Here is an 18,780-nt window from a genome sequence, read left to right as displayed (position 1 = left end):
AGCGAGAGAAATGCTTCGCATCGACTGCCCATGCTGCGGCCCGCGCGACCATGACGAGTTCCGCTATGGCGGCGACGCTTCCGCGGTGCGCCCGGCGCATGACGATCCCGATCCGGAGGCGTGGTACCGCTATGTCTATGTGCGCAAGAACCCGGCGGGGCTGCACCGGGAATTCTGGCAGCATGTGACCGGCTGCCGGCAATGGCTGGTCATCGAGCGCGACACGAGGAACCACGCTATCGCATCGGTCGGCTTCGCCAGGAAAATGCCAGCATGAAAATGATTGGAAATCGTCTGGCCGCCGGCGGTCGTATCGACCGCACGCAGCCGCTCCGCTTCACATTCGACGGCCGCGAGCTGGGCGGCTATCGAGGCGATACGCTTGCTTCCGCGCTGCTTGCCAATCGGCTCATGCTGACAGGCCGCAGCTTCAAATACCATCGGCCGCGCGGCATCTTCTCGGCCGGCCCGGAAGAACCCAACGCGCTGGTTACGCTCGGAAGCGGTGGACGGCGCGAACCGAACCTTCCGGCCACGACACTGGAACTGGCTGAAGGTATGACTGCCGAAAGCCAGAATCGCTGGCCGTCCCTTGCCTTCGACGTGCAGAGCGTCAACAGCCTGTTTGCGCCCCTCCTTTCCGCCGGCTTCTACTACAAGACCTTCATGGGTCCGACCCGCCGCGCCTGGATGTTTTACGAGCATTTCATCCGCAAAGCCGCGGGATTGGGCCGGGCCGGCACCGAACCCGATCCGGACCGTTACGAGGCCCGGCATGCATTTGCCGATGTTGCAGTCGTCGGCGGCGGCCCTGCCGGCCTGTCGGCGGCGCGCGCCGCGGCAGCCAGCGGCGCCAGGGTCGTCCTCGTCGAGCAGGACTTTCTGCTCGGTGGCCAGCTTCTTGCCGAGCGCACCGATGGCAAGGCGGCAGCCTGGCTGACAAAGATCGAGGCGGAGCTTGCAGGGCAGCCCAACGTCACCCTGATGCGCAAGACGATGGCGTTCGGCACCTATGACGGCAACACGCTGGGGCTGATCGAGCTGCATGACGGCCAGGTCGCGCAAGGCGCTGCGCGGCAGGTTTTCACCGTGCTTCGCGCCGGCTCGATCATCTTTGCCGCCGGTGCTATCGAACGGCCGCTGGTGTTCTCCAACAACGACCGGCCAGGCATCATCCTGGCGTCCGCCGCCCGCACCTATCTCAACCGCTTTGCCGTGCTGCCGGGAAAGAATATTCTCGTGGCCACGATGAACGACGGCGCCTATCGCGCTGCTTTCGACCTCGCCGCCGCCGGCGCGCAGGTGACGGTCGCGGACCAGCGCGGCGCTCCGCCCGCCAGTCTGGCGGCGGAAGCCGGACGCCTGAACGTGGAGATCCGCTCCGGAACCTGGATCGCCGATCTGCGCGGCAGCCATGCGGTGAAAGCCGCACGGCTTTCCGGCCCGAGCGGCAACTCGGAAATCGCCTGCGATTTCGTCTGCGTCTCCGGCGGCTGGTCACCGACCGTGCATCTCACCTCGCATCTCGGCGTCAGGCCCGTCTATCGCGACGACATCGATGGCTTCGTTCCGGGCGGCTTTCCGGCAGGCCAATTCGGCGCCGGCGCGATGATGGGGCGCTTCTCGACCGCCGATGCGATCGAGGACGGCCACCGCGCCGGCATCGAAGCGGCATGCTTCCGTGGAAAACCGGCGGCCATGCCGGCGCCGCATGAACTCGATCTCGAAGAGGCCCCGGCCGCTCCCTTTCGTGCGATCTCTTCCGCGGGGCGCGGCAAGGCCTTCGTCGATCTCCAGATGGATGTGACCACCAAGGACGTCGAGCTCGCCCATCGCGAGGGCTATGAATCGGTCGAACACCTAAAGCGCTACACCACGCTCGGCATGGGGACCGACCAAGGCAAAACCAGCAATTTCGCCGCGCTTTCGGCCATGGCGGCGCTGCGCCGGGCAACGATTGCGCAAACCGGAACCACGACCTTTCGCCCGCCCTACGCGGCGGTCGCGATCGGCGCGCTGGCCGGTCGCGCCGTCGGTCATCATTTCAAGCCGGTCCGCCGCACGCCGATGCACGACTGGCACCTGGCAAACGGTGCCGAGATGCTCGAGGTCGGCCTCTGGATGCGTCCGTATTTCTATCGCGATGCCGGACGCGACGTGAATGAAGCCTATGTCGCGGAGATGCGGGCCGTGCGCGGCGGCGCCGGGCTGATGGACATTTCCACCCTCGGCAAGATCGACGTGCAGGGACCGGACGCGGCCATCTTCCTCGACCGCGTCTACGCCAACGGTTTCGCCAAGCTTCCGGTTGGCCGCGCGCGCTACGGCGTCATGCTGCGCGACGACGGCATCGTCTTCGACGACGGCACCACCACGCGCTTGTCGCAAAATCGCTTCTTCATGACCACCTCTACCGCCAAGGCCGCCGACGTCTTGTCGCGGCTGGAATTCCTGCTCGACACCGCCTGGCCGGATTTGCGTGTCGCGGTCTCATCGGTAAGCGACGAGTGGGCGGCGATGTCGATCGCCGGGCCACGAAGCCGCGATGTCCTTGCCGCCGCCTTTCCCACGCTCGATGTCTCCAACGAGACGCTGCCGCATATGGGCGTCATCGAAGCCGGGTTCGACGGACGGGCCCTGCGCGTTATCCGCCTCAGCTATTCCGGCGAGCGCGCCTACGAGATCTATGTCGGCGCCAGCGCCGGCGAACAGGCCTGGAGCCGTCTCATCGAAGCAGGCGCGCCGTTCGGCCTCAAACCCTATGGCGTCGAGGCGCTTGGTGCGCTGCGCGTTGAAAAGGGCCACGTCGCCGGGCCCGAGATCGATGGCCGCACCACGCTCGACGATCTCGGCCTCGGGCGCATGGCCGGCAAACGCGGCGGATTCGTCGGCGACGTCCTGCGTCGTCGTCCGGCCTTTCAGGCACCCGACCGCCAGCGCCTCATCGGGCTGGAATGCATCGAGGACGGCAAGCGGCTGCGCGGAGGCGCCATATTGTTCCTGCCTGGCGATGCCGTCACCGGCCACGGGCGCGGCCGGATCACGTCGGTCACCTTCAGCCCGGAACTCGGCCACTATGTCGGACTGGCGCTGTTCGCCGGCAATGCCGCGGCCGAAGGAGACGAGATCACCGCGGTCTACCCGATGCGGACAGAGACGGTTCGCGCCCGCGTCGTGCCTTCTGTTTTCCTAGATCCCAAGGGAGAGCGCATGCATGGTTGAGCCTGTGCTGTCGAAGGACTTCAACCTGTGGGCCTCCGATTGCCCGATCGTTCAGATCGAGGGCTGGGACGGAACACTGGCAAGATTCGAAACGAGCGTCTCGCAGGCCTTGGGCGCGACGCTTCCTGCCGACGTCGGCGAGACGGTTCGGCATGCTGGCGCCCTCATCGTCAGGATCACCCCCCGCCGTCTTTGGCTGATCGTCGAGACAGGTGCGGAACCGCCGGCCATTGCGATCGATCCTGAATTGGGCTGCTCGGTTCTGCTTGGTGAAGGCCGGGTGCGGTTCAGGATGGAGGGTGCGCGTCTTCGGGACATTCTCTCTGCCTGCATGCCGGTCGACTGGTCGTCCGCCGCTTCGGTCCCCGGCCGTGCCGTACAGACGTCCGTCCATCACGTGCCGGCGCTCTATCTGCGAACGGGCGAGAGCAGCTGCGACCTGATCGTGCCGCGAAGCTTCGCCCGCAGCCTTGCCGACTGGATTGCCGCCGCGCGTTAAAGCAACCCCAGGAAAAGTGCGTAACGTTTTTCCGCTCGCGATTGCGTAAGGAAAAAGCTGGACCTGTCCGGCGATCCTGTCGGCCGCTAAACCGGCAGGACGCACCGCGCGCATACCTTTTGCACGACGCTCGATACAGTCGTCCGCATCGGCGAAGGTCTCGGCATCACTGGTGGAGGCCGACACGCCACGGCAGCGCGCCGGCCTCCGCCTTGGTTAGCGGCTCAGTTGTGGCGGATTTCCGTGCCGAGCACTTTCAGGCACTCACGGATGAAGGCGGCCAGCGCCGTCCATCCCTTGGCCGACACCATCGTACCATCGACATAGGCTTCCGTCGGCGAGAGGTCGATATAGGTACCGCCCGCGAGAGTGACTTCCGGCTCGCAGGCGCCCAGCGCGCCGACCTTCTTGCCGCGCACGACGCCGTCGACCGCAATCAGGATCTGCACGCCATGGCAGATCGTGAAGATCGGCTTCTTGGTCTCGTGAAAGTGTCGAACGATCGTCTGCACCCGCTTGTCGGTGCGGATGTATTCCGGTCCGCGTCCGCCCGCGCAGTAGACCGCGTGGTACTGGTCGAGCTGCTTTTCCGCATCCGAGAACGTCTTGTTGATCAGCGCGTAGTGCCCGAGCTTTTCGGTGTAGGTCTGGTCCCCTTCGAAATCGTGCAGCGAGGTCTTGATCAGGTCGCCCGCATTCTTGTCGGGGCAGACGACATGGACCGTGTGACCAACGGCTTCCATCGCTTGCTGGTAAACGAAAATCTCGTATTCCTCGGTGAACTCACCGGTCAGCATCAATATCTTCTTGCCTGGCATAGCTCTTCCTCTCTGTTGTTGGCATGCAAAGCGCATCACGCGCCTTGCCTCATTCGGATTGCGGGCCTCAGAACGGGGAGTCGGGGAAGTAATATTCCTTGGCGTTGGCCTGGGTTATGAGCGGGGCGTCGAGTTTGACGGCACCGCGAACCGGAGCCTGGCCGATCAAGTTGGCCACGGTCATGTAGATAGCGGTCTTGATCATCGCCGGCGGATACGGCGTCTCGACCGGTGTCATCGCATCCCCGTCTATCACCTTCTTCACGATGTCCTTCATGCCGTTGCCGCCGAGCGCTAGCTTGATATCGGTTCGGCCGGACTGCTTGACGGCCTCGAGCACACCGAGAAGCATGTCGTCGTCATTGGCCCAGACCGCATCGATGTGCGGGTGCTTGGCCAGGTAATCCTGCATGAGCTTGAAGGCCTCGTCGCTGTTCCAGTGGGCATACTGCATGTCGAGCACCTTCAGGCCGGTGCCCTTGATGGTATCCTCGAAGCCCTTGATGCGCTCGTCGTCGATGACGGTGGGAATGCCGCGCAGCACGACGACGTCACCTTTGCCGCCCAGTTTGTCGATCATGAACTTCGCCGTATTGGTGCCAACCGCGATGTTGTCGCCGGCAAGATACAGGTCCTGAATGGAAGGGTCAGTCAATCCCCTGTCGACGACGGTGATGAACGTACCCATCTCCTTGATGGCTTTCACCGGCTGGGTCAGTTCCTCGGAGGTGTAGGGCAGTATCACCAGCGCATCCAGCTTGCGGCTGGCCGACAGATCCTCCAGCGCGCTTACCTGGTCGGCCGCCGAGGGCGACGTCTTCACGACGACTTCGACATCCGGGAAGGCCGCGTTGATTTCCTTTGCGGCGGCCTGCGCGTGATAGACGATGCCGGCCGTCCAGCCATGATCCGCCGCCGGGATCGACACCGCGACCACCTTCTTGTCGGCTGCAAGCGCCTGGCCGGCCACCATCAGTGCGCCGACTGCCGCAACGGCAACCCATTTCCTGCTAAACATAAATACCTCCCAGAGATATGGACCACACAACAGGCGCCCGTCCGGTCCGAAGACGAGCTATTTCGAAAATCTTTGCACGAGCATGGCGATGATGATGATGACGCCCTGCACCGCGGCGACGAGGTATTCGGAAACGAAATCCGACAACACCATCAGGTTGGCGATCAGCTCCAGGATCACCGCACCGGCGATGGTGCCCCAGATGCGGCCCTTGCCGCCCCGCAGCGCCGTTCCGCCAATGACAACGGCCGTTATCACCTGCAGCTCCCAAAGCTGTCCGGTGGTCGGGGTGGCGGCTCCCAGACGAGGCACGTAACAGATTGCGGCGACCGCCACGCATGCACCCTGGATGACATAGGCAATGGTGCGCGTCTTGACGACCGAGATGCCCGAATAGCGGGCGACGTCCTCGTTCGCGCCCACCGCCGCGCATTTGCGGCCATATTTGGTCTTGTAGAGGACAAATGCGCCGACCACCGCAACGAGCGCCGACAGAAGGATCGGCACCGGAATGCCCGCGACGGCGCCGAAATAGACCGGCCGGTACGCGTCCCGCAGCGAGCGATCGATCGGGATCGTGCCGCCATCGGTCATATAGGTGATCAGTGCGCGGAAGATACCCATTGTGCCGAGCGTGGCGATGAACGGCTCGATCCTTCCGACCGTGACGATGAGACCGTTCGCGAGGCCGCATAGAAGCCCCGCGACGACTGCTATCACCATGCCTGCCGGGATGGCCCAAAGGCCGAGGCTGGGGGCCATCATGTTCATGAACATGATCGTGACGCCGGCGATGAAGGCGACCATCGAGCCGACCGAAAGGTCGAGCCCGCCTGATGAGATCACGAATGTGGCGCCGACGGCTATGATGGCGACATAAGCGCTGCGCGTGATCACGTTGCCCAGGTTTGTCGCGGAAAGAAAATCCGGATTGATGAGGAATCCCGCCACCAGTAGTGCGAACAGTGCAAGGAAAGGGCCGGCATCCGTCCACGAGAAATGGTGCTGCCTGTCGCTTCGGGCAGACATGGAATGGGTAAGCGCCGTCACTGTCTTCCTCCTTGGGCCGTGTCATGGCCTTTGTCACTGGTCGCCAGCAGCGCGATGTTGCTTTCGATCATCGTTTCGCCCGAGACCTCGCCGCTGATCCTGCCTTCGCGCATGACCAGGACGCGGTCGCAGATGCCGACCAGCTCCTGCATCTCCGAGGAGATGACGATGCAGGCTTTGCCTTGGCTCACGAGTTCCTGGATGAAGGCGTAGATCTGCGCCTTGTTGGCGATGTCGATCCCGCGCGTCGGCTCATCGATGATCACGACCGAAGGATTGGTCAGAAGCACCTTGGCCAGCAGAAGTTTCTGCTGGTTACCGCCCGAAAGCTGCCCTGCCTTGGCGCTCAGACTCTTCACCCGGATGTCGTAGCTGGAGACGGCCCGGGCGAGCGCCTCGGATTCGCGACCGCGCAGAACCAGCAGCCCCGGATGCAGAAGGCCAAGCGACGAGAGGGTCAGGTTCGGCGCCAGCCGCTCCTGCAAAAGCAGGCCCTTGCCCTTGCGATCTTCCGTCAGATAGCCGATGCCCGCGTCTATGGCCTCGCGCTGCGAACGTATCTGTATCGGCGAACCGTTGAGCTCGATCGTAGCCGTCGCCGGCCTAAGCCCCACAATGCCTTCGAACAACTCGGTTCGCCCCGCCCCGATCATGCCGGCGAAGCCAAGAATCTCGCCTTTGTGAACGGTAAAGGACACGTCCCGTGCATAACCTGGAACAGTCGCGTTTCTGACGGTCAGCATGGGCCGGCTCGTCTGGACCTCGCGCTTGTGAGGATAAAGCGCGGCGAGTTCGCGCCCGACCATAAGCTGCGCCATGTCGGCCTGGCTCAACGCATGGCCGGGATAGGTGCCGATCATCTTGCCGTCGCGCAGGACCGTGACCTTGTCCGCCAGCCGCTGCACCTCGTCGAGGCGATGGCTGATGTAGAGAACCGCGATGCCCCGCGCCCTGAGCCCGAAGATGATGGCGAGCAAACGCTCGACCTCCCCACCGGTCAGCACCGCTGTTGGCTCGTCGAAGATGACGACCCTGTGGTCGTCGAGCAACGCGCGGGCGATTTGCACGAGCTGGCGATCCGCCAGCGAAATGTCTCGGACCAGCGCGGTCGGCGACACCTCGCAACCGATCTCGGCCAGTTTCGCGGCCGCTATGCGGCGCATGGCGCCATCATCGACGATTCCGCGCCTGGAGAGCTCGCGGCCGAGAAAGAGATTGTCAGTCACCGTGAGCGCTTCGGCCAGGAGGATTTCCTGATGCACCAGCGCGATGCCTGCCGCCTGCGCCTGGTGAGGTGTCCTGAAACTCACGCGGTCACCGGCCATGGACAGGCTGCCGGCGGTTGGCTCGATGTAACCGGAAAGCAAGCGCATGAACGTCGACTTGCCGGCGCCATTCTCGCCGATGACGGCATGGATCTCGCCAGGGAAAATATCCAGCGTGATGTCTGACAACACGGTCACCGGGCCGTATTGTTTGCAAAGCCCTTCCGCGCGCAGCACCGGAGCCACAGCCGGTGTGGGCTCCGGCGGCAAAGCGGTGACGCTTCCGTCGATGCGAGTGGCAACTGACATCGCGGCCTACTCGAATGCAGGCAGGAGCCTGTCCCGCGAATTCTCTATGTGCACGCGCATCGCCTTTTCGGCGGCAACCGGATCGCTGGCCGCGAAAGCGGCGAGGATGGCTTCGTGCTCGTCGAGCGCCTCCTCGGTGACCCGCGAGTGATACATTAGGCGGAAAATGTGGAAGTGGGTGTGCTGGTGGTTCAGCGTTTCGCGGATGAGCTCGTTCTGCGCGAACTCCATGACCTTGTCGTGGAAGATGGCATCCTGGCGGGCGAAGTTCGAATAACGCAGGCGTTCGTCCTTGCCCACGCGCCTGGCCATCACGCCAGCCGCCTCCTGCAAAATCATCAGCCGGGCTTCGTCGAGCGCAGCGGCTGCCTTGGCGGCGGCTGCAGGTTCGAGCAGCAGGCGCAGTTCATAGAGTTCGTCGAAACGGCGCCGTGTGATCTGGGGCGCGGCCCGGTACCCGATCAGATGGGTTTTCACCACCAGGCCCTCGCCTTCCAGCCGCCCAAGAGCTTCGCGGATCGGCGTATGCGAGACGTTGAACTCCTTGACGAGGTTGTCGACGGTGATCCGCGATCCCGGAGCTATCTTCAGCGACATCAGCTGCTGGAAGATCGCCTCGTAGACGTCGCCCGACAGGCTGTTGGCGCGCTGGATGCGGCCCGTCAACCGAGCGTCGTTGTCGGCAGTAAGGTCTGGATTCTGCATGTTTTGCCTCTTGACAGGGGCGACCTCTAACACGATGCTCCTCGCAATTCAATCCTATATCCTATACGATTTTATAGAGGATATTTCGTGAGGCAGGAAAACTCGACGACGGCTCTGGCCCGTGCCTTGCCCGAACCACGCCACGCACGCTGGGCAAGCGGTGATCTCCGATCCCCCGCTCCCCAATCCATATTCGAAGGACACAGTTCATGACGCTATTTGCAGCAGTCCGGTTGCCGCGTGAGATTCTTTTCGGCAAAGGCCAGCGCCATGCGCTACCTGATATTGCCGCCAAATATGGCCGGCGCGCATTCATCTGCACGGATGAGCGTTTCGCCGGAACGCCAATGTTCGCGCAAATCAGCGCGGCACTGAGAGCTGGCTCGATCGAAACGCTCGTGTACGATCGCATCCTCCCGGATGTTCCTCGTGACAGCGTTGCCGTCTGTGCCGCCCATGCGAAGGACTTCAAGCCGGACATGGTGATCGGGATCGGTGGGGGCAGTTGCCTGGACATGGCCAAAAGCGCCGCGCTGCTGATCAGTCACGGCGGGTCGCTTCAGGACTACTACGGGGAGTTCAAGGTGCCCGGCCCCACGCTTCCGGTAATCGCGGTCCCGACCACCGCCGGCACCGGTTCGGAAGTGACGCCGGTGGCGGTGATCTCCGATCCGGAGCGGACGCTTAAGGTCGGCATTTCCAGTCCCCATCTCATTGCCGCGGTCGCGCTCTGCGATCCGGAACTCACCGCGACATGCCCGCCCTCCCTCACGGCAATCGCCGGAGCCGACGCGCTCACCCACGCGATCGAAGCCTTTACGTCCGCCAAACGCGGCGCCGATCCGCACTTGCCGCAGCGGCATGTCTTCGTCGGCAAGAGCGCCCTGACCGATCATTTCGCGCTGCTGGCCATCCAGCTCCTGGGCCGCAGTCTCGAAAAGGCGTACAGGGACGGCTCGGACGAAGACGCACGCGCCGATGTCATGATGGGAGCGCTGGCGGCCGGCTGCGCTTTCGGCACGGCCGGAACGGCGGCTGCCCACGCCGTGCAATATCCCGTCGGCGCGCTTACCCACACGCCGCACGGATTGGGCGTGGCGACGATGCTTCCCTACGTGATGAGCTACAATCTGCCCGCCGCGACCGACGAAATAGCGGCGGTCGGCGCCGCTCTGGGGGTGACGGAGACAAAGAGCGCCGAGGCGACCGCGCGCGCCACCATCGATGAGGTGGCCCGGCTGTTCGCGGCGATCGGCATCACCCGCACGCTGGCCGATCTGGGTCTTCCACACGACAAGATCGACTGGACCGCCGAGCAGGCGCTCGGCATCGATCGGCTGATCAAGAACAACCCTCGTCCTTTCGACATCGCCGCGATGCGGCGGCTGGTGAGGGCTGCCTATGACGGCGACATGGCCGCAAGCTCAGTCTGACCAGAGGTGATGAGATGAATGTACCCCAAGGGCAATTCAACGAAGATCCGGACATGTTCGACTACACCACATTCTCGCACGGCCTCTATATCGACGGACACTGGCGACGGTCTTCCGACGGTCGTCTCATTGAGGTGATCGATCCTTCCACGGAGGCCGTGATTGCGGCTGTCCCGGACGCCACGATTGCCGATGCCGCCGCTGCCGTCGAGGCGGCTGCGAAGGCGGCGGCAGGCTGGCGCGCAACCGCGCCGCGCAAGCGTTCGGAAATACTGCGGCGTTGTTTCGAATTGATGGTCGAACGGTCCGATACGCTGGCGGCGCTGATCTCGCTGGAGAACGGCAAGGCGCTGCGCGACGCGCGCGGCGAGGTCGCCTATGCGGCTGAATTCTTCCGCTGGAATGCCGAGGAAGCGGTGCGCATCAGCGGCGAGTTCGGCCTGGCGCCGTCAGGCGCCAACCGGATCGTCGTTGATTATCATCCGATCGGCATCTGCGTGCTCATAACGCCCTGGAATTTCCCCGCCGCCATGGCGACACGCAAGATCGCGCCGGCGCTGGCCGCCGGCTGCACCGTCATTCTGAAGCCCGCCAGCGAGACGCCCCTGACCGCCTACGCGCTCGCCGCGCTGTACGAGGAGGCGGGTGTGCCTCCCGGCGTCGTCAATGTGCTCACCACTTCGAACCCCGGACCAGTGACCTCCGCCATGCTCGCCGACCCGCGCGTCCGGAAGCTATCCTTCACCGGTTCGACCGGCGTGGGTCGTGTTCTGCTGGCCGAAGCCGCCAAGCACGTCATCTCATGCTCGATGGAACTCGGCGGCAACGCCCCGTTCATCGTCTTCGATGACGCCGATTTGGACGCGGCCCTCGACGGCGCGATGGTCGCCAAGATGCGAAACGCCGGCGAGGCCTGCACGGCAGCCAACCGCATCTACGCGCAGGCCGGCATCCATGACGCTTTTGCCGAAGGTCTGCGCCAACGCATGGCCGCGCTCAAGCTCGGTTCAGGCACCGACCCGGACACCGAATGCGGTCCGATGATTACCAGGAAGGCCGTCGACAAGATCGATCGGCTGGTCAAGGACGCGGTCGCCCGTGGGGCCAGGATCCTGTGCGGCGGCGCGGTCGCCGACGACAAGGGCTATTTCTATCCGCCGACCGTCCTTCGGGACGTGCCCGCCAATGCCGAGATGGCGCAGGAGGAGATATTCGGTCCGGTGGCCCCGATCAGCCGCTTCGAGAACGAGGACGAAGTCATCGCGCGCGCCAACGACACGGAATACGGCCTTGCCGCCTACATCTACACGCGTGATCTGGCCAGGGGCATGCACGTGGCATCGAAGATCGAAACGGGCATGGTCGCGCTCAATCGCGGCCTGATGTCGGATCCGGCGGCACCTTTCGGCGGCGTCAAGCAGAGCGGCCTTGGCCGCGAAGGCGGACAGAAGCACGGCATTGCCGAGTTCATGGAGGCGAAGTACATCGCCGTGACCATGTGAACGGGCACCCCATGCAGAATGATCCTTTCCGCATCCGCGACCACGTCGCCGAGTTCGACGACATCGTCGCCGAGATCGTTCGTCGCAGCACGGAGGTGCGCGCAACAATACCGATGGTTGCCGACATCGCCTATGGAGCGGATGCCACCGAGACCATCGACCTGTTCTTTCCGGAGGGCAAACGCGACCGCCTGCCGGTCCATCTGTTCATCCATGGCGGCTACTGGCGCATGTTCTCCAAGCGCGACTATTCCTATGTCGCCGAGACGGTGACGCGCGCCGGCGCAATCGCGGTCATCGTCGATTATGCGCTGATGCCGGCTGTGAGGATGGCCACGATCGTCGACCAGGTGCGGCGCGCCAAAAGCTGGGTGCTCGACCATATCGGCGATTACGGCGGCGATACCGAGCGCCTGACCGTGAGCGGACATTCAGCCGGCGCCCAACTTGCGACGATGCTTTTCAATGACGACGGCCGGACTTCGACAATCAAAGGCGCGTTGCTGCTTGGCGGGCTCTACGACCTGAAGCCGCTTCAGACCTCCTTCCTTGCCGCCGAGATCGCGATCACGGACGAGGATGCAGCCAGGTTCTCGCCGCTCACCCGCCGTTTCGATCCGTCAGTGTCGGTCGAGATCGCTGTCGGCGCCGACGAAACGCCGCCATTCCACAGGCAGGCCGAGGTGTTTGCGCGGCATCTGAAGGAGCAGGGACTACAGGTCTCGCAGACCACCCTTCCTGCAACCAATCACATGAGCAGCGTTCGCGACCTGGGCTTGGCCGGCACCGAGGCGGCAACCATGCTGACAAACCTGGTTTCCGGCTGAGGCCATTGGCGTCCGCGACTTTAGCCAGGGATATTCAGCCGCTGCGCGGCGCGCAGCTCCTCCCTCCGATCCCCATGCAGATCACACTCCGCCCTCGGGCGGGCATCTTGTTGTCGTCGACTTGCTCGATCCTGAAGCCGGATGCTCGGCGCCGCCTCTGTTGCGAGACAAACATCCGCAGCAGGCTTTCTGCGAAAGCTCAGCCGGATACGGCCGTGATCTGGGCGGCCTTGTCGGCGCGCAGCAGCATGCCGAAGAGGTCGCGTGGCTCATCCGGGTCCGCCAGCAGATCGAGCTCCTCGTAGAGGCCGGTGCGCTGAAGCTGGTCGCGGACGTAGCGCAGCGCGGAAAAGTCCTCGATCGCAAAGCCGACGGAATCGAACAAGGTGATCTGGCTGGCATCCCGGCGGCCGGCGGCCTTGCCGGTCATCACTTGCCACAACTCCGTCACGGGATGGTCCGGCTCGAGTTGCTGGACTTCACCCTCGATGCGCGACTGCGGCGGGTATTCGACGAATATGTCGGAGCGCAGCAGAATATCGCGATGCAATTCCGTCTTGCCGGGGCAATCGCCGCCGACGGCATTTATGTGCACGCCCGATCCGACCATGTTGTCCGTCAGGATGGTCGCGGAGCGTTTGTCGGCGGTGACCGTCGTGATGATGTGAGCCCCTTCCACCGCCTCCTGCGCCGAAGCGCAGATCGCGATGTCGAAATCGAACCCCGCAAGGTTTTTCGCGCACTTCAAGGATGCCGACCGATCGATGTCATAGAGGCGAAGCCTGTCGATGCCGAGCAGGGCCTTGAAGGCGATGGCCTGGAATTCCGACTGGGCGCCATTGCCGATGATTGCCATGCAGTCCGCCGCATTGGGAGCAAGGTATTTGGCCGCGACGGCCGACGTCGCCGCCGTGCGCAACGCGGTCAGGATGGTCATTTCCGAAAGCAGCATCGGATAGCCATTGCCGACATCGGCCATCACGCCGAACGCCGTCACGGTCTGGCGCCCGTCGCGCGTGTTTTTTGGATGACCGTTGACATACTTGAAGCCGTAGAGCTGTCCGTCGCTCGTAGGCATCAGTTCGATGACGCCGTCGATGCTGTGCGAAGCGATGCGCGGGGTCTTGTCGAACAATTCCCAGCGTCGGAAATCCTCTTCGATATAGGCAGCGAGATCGATGAGAAAGCGATCGATGCCGACGGCAAGAACCAGCTTCATCATGTGATCGACGCTGACGAAGGGCACGATGTTGAGATGGGGGGTCACAGTTCAATAACTCCGTGTGGGACGGTCCATGATCCGCCGGCCCATCAGGCTCGCGGTCAGGTCCACGAGAAGGGTTGCGGTGCGGTTGCGTTCGTCGAGTGCGGGATTGAGCTCGACCAGGTCGAGGCTGGTGACGAGACGGCTGTCGTGCAACATCTCCATCACCAGATGAGCCTCGCGGAAGGTGGCGCCGCCCGGCACGGTGGTGCCCACGGCAGGCGCGATCGAAGGGTCGAGAAAATCGACATCGAGGCTGACATGCAGCATGCCGTTTTCGGCACTGACCCGCTCGAGAAAGGCGCGAAGCAGCGGGGCCATGCCGTATTCGTCAATCATCCGCATGTCGTGCACGGTGACGCCCGCCTTGCGTAGCGCTTCGCGCTCCGCCGGATCGACGCTGCGGATGCCCAGTGTGCAGATACGGGCCGGATCCACGCAAGCCGCCAGGCTGGGGAAGTAGCCTTCGAAGCCGGGTTGCCCGCTGGCATAAGCCAGCGGCACGCCATGCAAATTCCCGCTGGTCGTGGTGTCGAGCGTGTGAAAATCAGGATGTGCGTCGAGCCACAGCACGAACAGCGGGCGGCCGGCTTCCGCCGCCCGGCGGGCGATACCGGCCAGCGTGCCGGCGGAAATGCTGTGGTCGCCACCAAGGAAGATCGGCAGGGCGCCGGCGCTGGCTGCATAGGCCGCCTCGGTGATCGCCGCCGTCCATGCGACGATTTCCGGCAGCGCCTTCAAGGCGGCATTGCCGTGGCTGATCGGGCGCATATCGGCAGAGGCGACGGTGCCAAGGTCGGCCAGCGTATGTCCGAGTTCAGTGAGCGCGGCCGCCAGGCCTGCGGTACGCAGCGCACTAGGCCCCATCTCGCAACCCATCCGGCCCGAGCCGACCTGGATCGGTGCCCCGACGATCGTACAATGCATCCGTATTTCCCCGCGCGTTTTCCAGGCGTCATTGGAGCGCGGATAACTGGCAGGATGAACATATCAAATTGGCAAATTTGTCGAAATGAGCTATCAAAATGGAATGATTTGATTGCATTCTGAGCCATGGATCAGCTTGACGAACAGCTCATCACGCTTTTGCGGCATGACGCGCGGCGCAGCATCTCGGACCTTGCCATGGATGTCAGCGTCTCGCGGGCAACGGTCAGGTCTCGCATAGAGCGCCTTGAAAAAGCCGGTGCGATCATCGGTTATACCGTCATCCTGCGAGCCGATGCCGTCGACCAGCGTGTACGCGGCATCATGATGGTGGAAATCGAAGGGCATGCCGCCGATCGTGTGATCCGCGCTCTTGGCGGCTTCTCGGAGGTTTCGACGATCCATACCACCAACGGCCGCTGGGACCTGGTGATAGAGCTGGGGACGCAGACACTGACCGAATTCGACGCCGTGCTGCGGCGCATCCGCCTGATCCCCGGCATCACCGGCAGCGAGACCAGCCTGTTGTTGGCGACACCCCGGAGCACCAAGGCGCGGCTTTGATCGCTGTCTGCGAATAGCCTAGCTGGCCAAACCGGCAGTGCTGCTCCTGCACCGTTGTGCGGCGCAACCCTAAATGAGCTCGGACTTGGCCAACCTGTGGCAACCTCCAGCGGGGGCGGACCTTGCTGAGAAGAACAGAGCTGCGTGAGCGGCGAGATCTGTCATCGACCCGCGTCACGCGACACCGATTGAGCGAACGCGTCAAGTCGCGCAAGTCTGCCCCGTCCTAGTGTTGGTGGCCTTCCGGCTCAACCATCTTGAACGGCAGGACCTGTTGCTTGCCCTTAGAGGTCAGGATCAGCCTCGCCTCGAACTCGTGCGGCTCGGCGGGGGCGACGCTGCTTTCACGGCGGTGGTGATTGCCGGCGACAGGCCCGAGCGAAAGCGTCTCGGGACCTTCGGACCGGTCGATGATCACGGTCGCCCCCAGATCGTCGGCATGGCTGTCGATGGTGAGACGCAAGCGCTCGCCAGCGGGCGTATCGACGATTTCGAGCGTTCCCGTTGCCAGGTCGCTGACGACCTTGAAAGGCTCCGGCGCATGATCGGCGTGGGCCGAACCGCCCGCCACGGATCCGCCTTCGCCTTCCAGACGGATGTTCGCCTCCGAGAGCGCCGGCAGATGGTCGAACAGCTCCCCTCTCAAAGCCTCCGCGATGCCGACCACATCCTTTGCGCTCGCTGTCTCGGCCACCTTGATGGCGATATCCGCATGCAGCCTGTGGCCGATCCAGCGCGCCCGCACCTGGGCGACCCGTTGGATGCCCCTCACATGTTCAGCCGCATGATGGATTTCCTCGACGATGCCCGGCTCGACGCCATCCAGCATGCGTGTCAGCACCGCCTTTGAGGACTGCCAGACGATGGCGAGGATAGCCACAGTGATCAAAAGGCCGATGATCGGGTCCGCGAGCGGGAAGCCTAGCCAGACGCCGGCCGCGCCAAGCACCACCGCAAGGCTGGTGAAGCCATCGGTGCGGGCGTGATAGCCGTCGGCGATCAGGGCCGCGCTGTTTATCTCGCGGCCGACGCGGATGCGGAATACCGCGACAGCCTCATTGCCCAGGAAACCGACGAGGCCGGCGGCGGCAACCCAGCCGAGGAAGCTGATGGCTTGGGGATGGATCAACCTGTCGATCGCCTCATAGCCGGCGACGATGGCACTGAAGAGGATAATCAGGACGATGATGATGCCGGCCAGGTCCTCGACCCGGCCAAGGCCGTAGGTGAAGGTCTTGCTGGGCTTGCGCCGCGCCAGCATGAAGGCGATCCACAGCGGGATGGCGGTGACCGCGTCGCCGACATTGTGGATGGTGTCGGCAAGCAGCGCCACGCTGCCCGAGAGGAATACGATGACCAGTTGCAGCACCGCTGTGAGGGCTAGCAGCACGAACGACCATTTGATCGCCCAGATGCCGCGTGTGGTCGTCGCGATTGTGGGATCGACCACGCCATGCGTGTGGCCGTGTCCGCCCTCGCCATGGTCATGGCCATGCCCGCCGAAGCCTTGAGCTGCCGGGCCGAAGCCGAACCAGCCGCGAATGCCGTCCATCATGGAGCGTGTCTCACAAGTATTTGGTGATGTCCTTGAATTCATCGATCGAGCGGCGCTGCTCACGCGGCAGCGGCCCCACGACATCTTCCAGGCAGTGGTTTAGGTGATCCTGGATGAGCGTCTTCTTGGCCTGGGAAACAGCCCTTTCGACGGCATGAAGCTGCTGGGCAATGTCAAGGCAAGGCCGGCCTGCTTCGATCATCTCAATAACGCCCCTCAGATGACCGTCGGCCCGCTTCAGCCGTTTGACGATGTCGGGATGGGTCTCGTGAATGTGGGGACGCTCTTTCATTCTGAAGTGCTATCCCCCCGGAGGGGATATTGTCAATTCAGGATGCTCGATTCCCCGCGGCGTCCCGAACGCTACTTTCGACGGTTGCATGGCTGGTTCTGGCGATCGCGGCGCCAGCGACATCGCCCTGACGCTGCGCACCACTGTTAAAATGCACCGACGCGATGACGTAGCGCGGCGCCCCTAAATGTGATCATGCCGTATCGGCTGCGGGCGCACTCAAAACCCCGTGCGGCAAAGGTTTTCAAGATCCGCCTTTGCTATTCCCTCGAGGCCGAGCGCAGGAAGAATATCGTTATCTCCCCTGAGATCGCGACCGTAAGCCGCCGATAATATCGAAACTCCAGACTCGTGGAGCGTCGCCGGTTTCTCGGTGATCTTACCCAACAATACGGTCGGCAGCAGTCCGAACGGAACATCCTCGAGAATGTAGCGGCTTTCGATTGTTGTCGGACCAAAGCCGCCACGGCCTTGACGATCCATCTCCTGGTTCATCTCCGAAACGGTTCCCTTCGGAACATGAAACGACAATGAAAAATGCTCCTGGACGGTGCGAACCGCGATACCAAAATGGGCCGCGATGGCTAGCCGTTCGGCATCCAGAGCCTCGATAAGGCGGCCAGCGGCAGGGGTGACGTTTCCCCCCTGGCTCCATTGCTCGGCTTTTTCCATGCGTGTCAGGTTGAGGAGGGCAATTCCCAAGTGGTTTTGCGGATTGAGGTTGCTGAGCGCGATCGCAAGCATGCCGTCGCGCTTGACGAAACGATCACCAAATAGGCTCGTGCAAAATCCGTATCCTTCATCCTGAGCTTTGAAAGGCAGCGTCGCGACGTCAAGCTTCTGGCGAATGGTGGTGACATGGACCTCGGTTGGCCCGAGTTGCCGCCCGGTCAACAGTGTTGTGCCCCAAAGAACGATCGGCAAGCTGACCTTGCGCTCCGCCAACCGCCTGGAGAGATACAGTGCCCCGAACGAACAATGCGAACTGATGATGACCGGAATTCCATCGATCAGATGGGGGGCGGCAGCATCCATCACCATCCTGTGGCCGTAAGCCGGAAGTGCAATCACCACCACGTCCGCGTTGGCGATGGCATCCTTGCAATCCTTGGCGATGCGCACGGGTACCGTCGCCGCGATATCCCCCGTCGCTTTCAACAATTCGCCGGTAGCCAACGCCCTGGTGCGCTGTCCCGACGGTGACCAAAGCATTGGCGAATGCCCCGATCCTGCCAAATAGGCGGCAAGGCCATAAGCAATTGCTCCGGCGCCCAGAATACTCACGCGCATAACATTCCTCCTGTCGCAGGCGTTGTGGTTCGAGAATCCTTGCGCCGTCACCTGAATTTTTTCTTCAGGAGGTTTCGCAAGCTGGAGCCGCGTCTGACGTCGCTGTCCGCCTCCGATCCGGATTCTGGCGCTGAAGCCGGCATATGCACAAAGCCCGTAACGAACATTCGTTTCCGCTTGACATATATCAAAAACGAATGAGACGATGTCAATCATACGGATTACGCATGTAGGAGAAAC

17 protein-coding genes are annotated in these 18,780 nt (G+C 63.1%); 7 read left to right on the top strand and 10 right to left on the bottom strand.

Annotated features, from left to right (window positions below):
- The first annotated feature begins 10 nt into the window (after nt 1-10).
- The 3 genes from FJ942_RS19075 to FJ942_RS19065 are packed head-to-tail and all read left to right on the top strand — an operon-like array spanning nt 11 to nt 3,721.
- Nucleotides 11-277, top strand: coding sequence for a sarcosine oxidase subunit delta (locus FJ942_RS19075; protein WP_140630428.1), 267 nt, complete (start codon nt 11-13; stop codon nt 275-277).
- Nucleotides 274-3,222, top strand: a complete 2,949-nt coding sequence (locus tag FJ942_RS19070) for a sarcosine oxidase subunit alpha family protein (RefSeq protein ID WP_348642148.1) — start codon at nt 274-276, stop codon at nt 3,220-3,222. Before FJ942_RS19075 ends, FJ942_RS19070 begins: the two co-directional genes overlap by 4 nt.
- The gene (locus FJ942_RS19065; protein ID WP_246679871.1) at nt 3,215-3,721 is read left to right on the top strand and encodes a sarcosine oxidase subunit gamma family protein; all 507 of its coding nucleotides are present in this window, start codon (nt 3,215-3,217) and stop codon (nt 3,719-3,721) included. The genes FJ942_RS19070 and FJ942_RS19065 overlap by 8 nt, the downstream gene beginning before the upstream one ends.
- A 224-nt stretch (nt 3,722-3,945) precedes the next feature.
- Here FJ942_RS19065 and FJ942_RS19060 read toward each other — a convergent pair whose 3' ends face one another.
- From FJ942_RS19060 to FJ942_RS19040, 5 genes are all read right to left on the bottom strand, one after another.
- Complete coding sequence (locus FJ942_RS19060) at nt 3,946-4,539, bottom strand: DJ-1/PfpI family protein (protein WP_140499290.1); 594 nt, start codon at nt 4,537-4,539, stop codon at nt 3,946-3,948.
- 67 nt (nt 4,540-4,606) lie between these two features.
- Nucleotides 4,607-5,557, bottom strand: coding sequence for a substrate-binding domain-containing protein (locus FJ942_RS19055; RefSeq protein ID WP_140499292.1), 951 nt, complete (start codon nt 5,555-5,557; stop codon nt 4,607-4,609).
- A 57-nt stretch (nt 5,558-5,614) separates the two neighbouring features.
- Nucleotides 5,615-6,586, bottom strand: a complete 972-nt coding sequence (locus FJ942_RS19050) for an ABC transporter permease (protein WP_140499447.1) — start codon at nt 6,584-6,586, stop codon at nt 5,615-5,617.
- Nucleotides 6,587-6,603: 17 nt separating this feature from the next.
- Nucleotides 6,604-8,181, bottom strand: coding sequence for a sugar ABC transporter ATP-binding protein (locus tag FJ942_RS19045; RefSeq protein ID WP_140898596.1), 1,578 nt, complete (start codon nt 8,179-8,181; stop codon nt 6,604-6,606).
- Nucleotides 8,182-8,187: 6 nt separating this feature from the next.
- Nucleotides 8,188-8,886: a GntR family transcriptional regulator gene (locus tag FJ942_RS19040; protein WP_140657508.1), complete on the bottom strand. Its 699-nt coding sequence runs from the start codon at nt 8,884-8,886 to the stop codon at nt 8,188-8,190.
- Nucleotides 8,887-9,095: 209 nt separating this feature from the next.
- Here FJ942_RS19040 and FJ942_RS19035 point away from each other — a divergent pair, with 209 nt between their 5' ends.
- The 3 genes from FJ942_RS19035 to FJ942_RS19025 are packed head-to-tail and all read left to right on the top strand — an operon-like array spanning nt 9,096 to nt 12,648.
- Nucleotides 9,096-10,319 carry an iron-containing alcohol dehydrogenase gene (locus FJ942_RS19035; RefSeq protein ID WP_140898594.1) on the top strand — a complete coding sequence of 408 codons (1,224 nt, stop codon included), beginning with the start codon at nt 9,096-9,098 and terminating at the stop codon, nt 10,317-10,319.
- 14 nt (nt 10,320-10,333) lie between these two features.
- On the top strand, nt 10,334-11,821 hold the full coding sequence (locus FJ942_RS19030; protein ID WP_140898592.1) for an NAD-dependent succinate-semialdehyde dehydrogenase: 1,488 nt from the start codon (nt 10,334-10,336) through the stop codon (nt 11,819-11,821).
- Between the two features lie 11 nt (nt 11,822-11,832).
- Nucleotides 11,833-12,648, top strand: coding sequence for an alpha/beta hydrolase (locus FJ942_RS19025; protein WP_140898591.1), 816 nt, complete (start codon nt 11,833-11,835; stop codon nt 12,646-12,648).
- Between the two features lie 199 nt (nt 12,649-12,847).
- On the opposite strand, the gene FJ942_RS19020 is transcribed toward FJ942_RS19025, so the two are convergent.
- Complete coding sequence (locus FJ942_RS19020; RefSeq protein ID WP_140759563.1) at nt 12,848-13,915, bottom strand: ornithine cyclodeaminase; 1,068 nt, start codon at nt 13,913-13,915, stop codon at nt 12,848-12,850.
- A gap of 3 nt (nt 13,916-13,918) precedes the next feature.
- Entirely contained in the window at nt 13,919-14,839 is a 921-nt protein-coding gene (rocF, locus tag FJ942_RS19015) for an arginase (RefSeq protein WP_140898590.1), read from the bottom strand.
- Between the two features lie 126 nt (nt 14,840-14,965).
- Between rocF and FJ942_RS19010 the strand changes: the two genes are divergently transcribed.
- Nucleotides 14,966-15,403, top strand: a complete 438-nt coding sequence (locus FJ942_RS19010) for an Lrp/AsnC family transcriptional regulator (protein WP_140499320.1) — start codon at nt 14,966-14,968, stop codon at nt 15,401-15,403.
- A gap of 226 nt (nt 15,404-15,629) precedes the next feature.
- Here the strand turns inward: FJ942_RS19010 and FJ942_RS19005 are convergent, their stop codons facing one another.
- The 3 genes from FJ942_RS19005 to FJ942_RS18995 all read right to left on the bottom strand — a co-directional run bounded on the left by FJ942_RS19005 (nt 15,630) and on the right by FJ942_RS18995 (nt 18,540).
- Entirely contained in the window at nt 15,630-16,958 is a 1,329-nt protein-coding gene (locus FJ942_RS19005; RefSeq protein WP_140584262.1) for a cation diffusion facilitator family transporter, read from the bottom strand.
- Nucleotides 16,959-16,968: 10 nt separating this feature from the next.
- Nucleotides 16,969-17,250 (bottom strand): metal-sensing transcriptional repressor, encoded by a 282-nt coding sequence (locus FJ942_RS19000; protein WP_140499324.1) that lies wholly within the window; start codon nt 17,248-17,250, stop codon nt 16,969-16,971.
- Nucleotides 17,251-17,469: 219 nt separating this feature from the next.
- Nucleotides 17,470-18,540, bottom strand: a complete 1,071-nt coding sequence (locus FJ942_RS18995) for an NAD/NADP-dependent octopine/nopaline dehydrogenase family protein (RefSeq protein WP_140898730.1) — start codon at nt 18,538-18,540, stop codon at nt 17,470-17,472.
- Nucleotides 18,541-18,780: the final 240 nt, after the last annotated feature.

The organism is Mesorhizobium sp. B2-4-2 (assembly GCF_006442845.1).
GTDB lineage: Bacteria > Pseudomonadota > Alphaproteobacteria > Rhizobiales > Rhizobiaceae > Mesorhizobium.
Note: the sequence above shows the minus strand (reverse complement) of the source record. Positions and strands in the feature narration are given on the sequence as shown.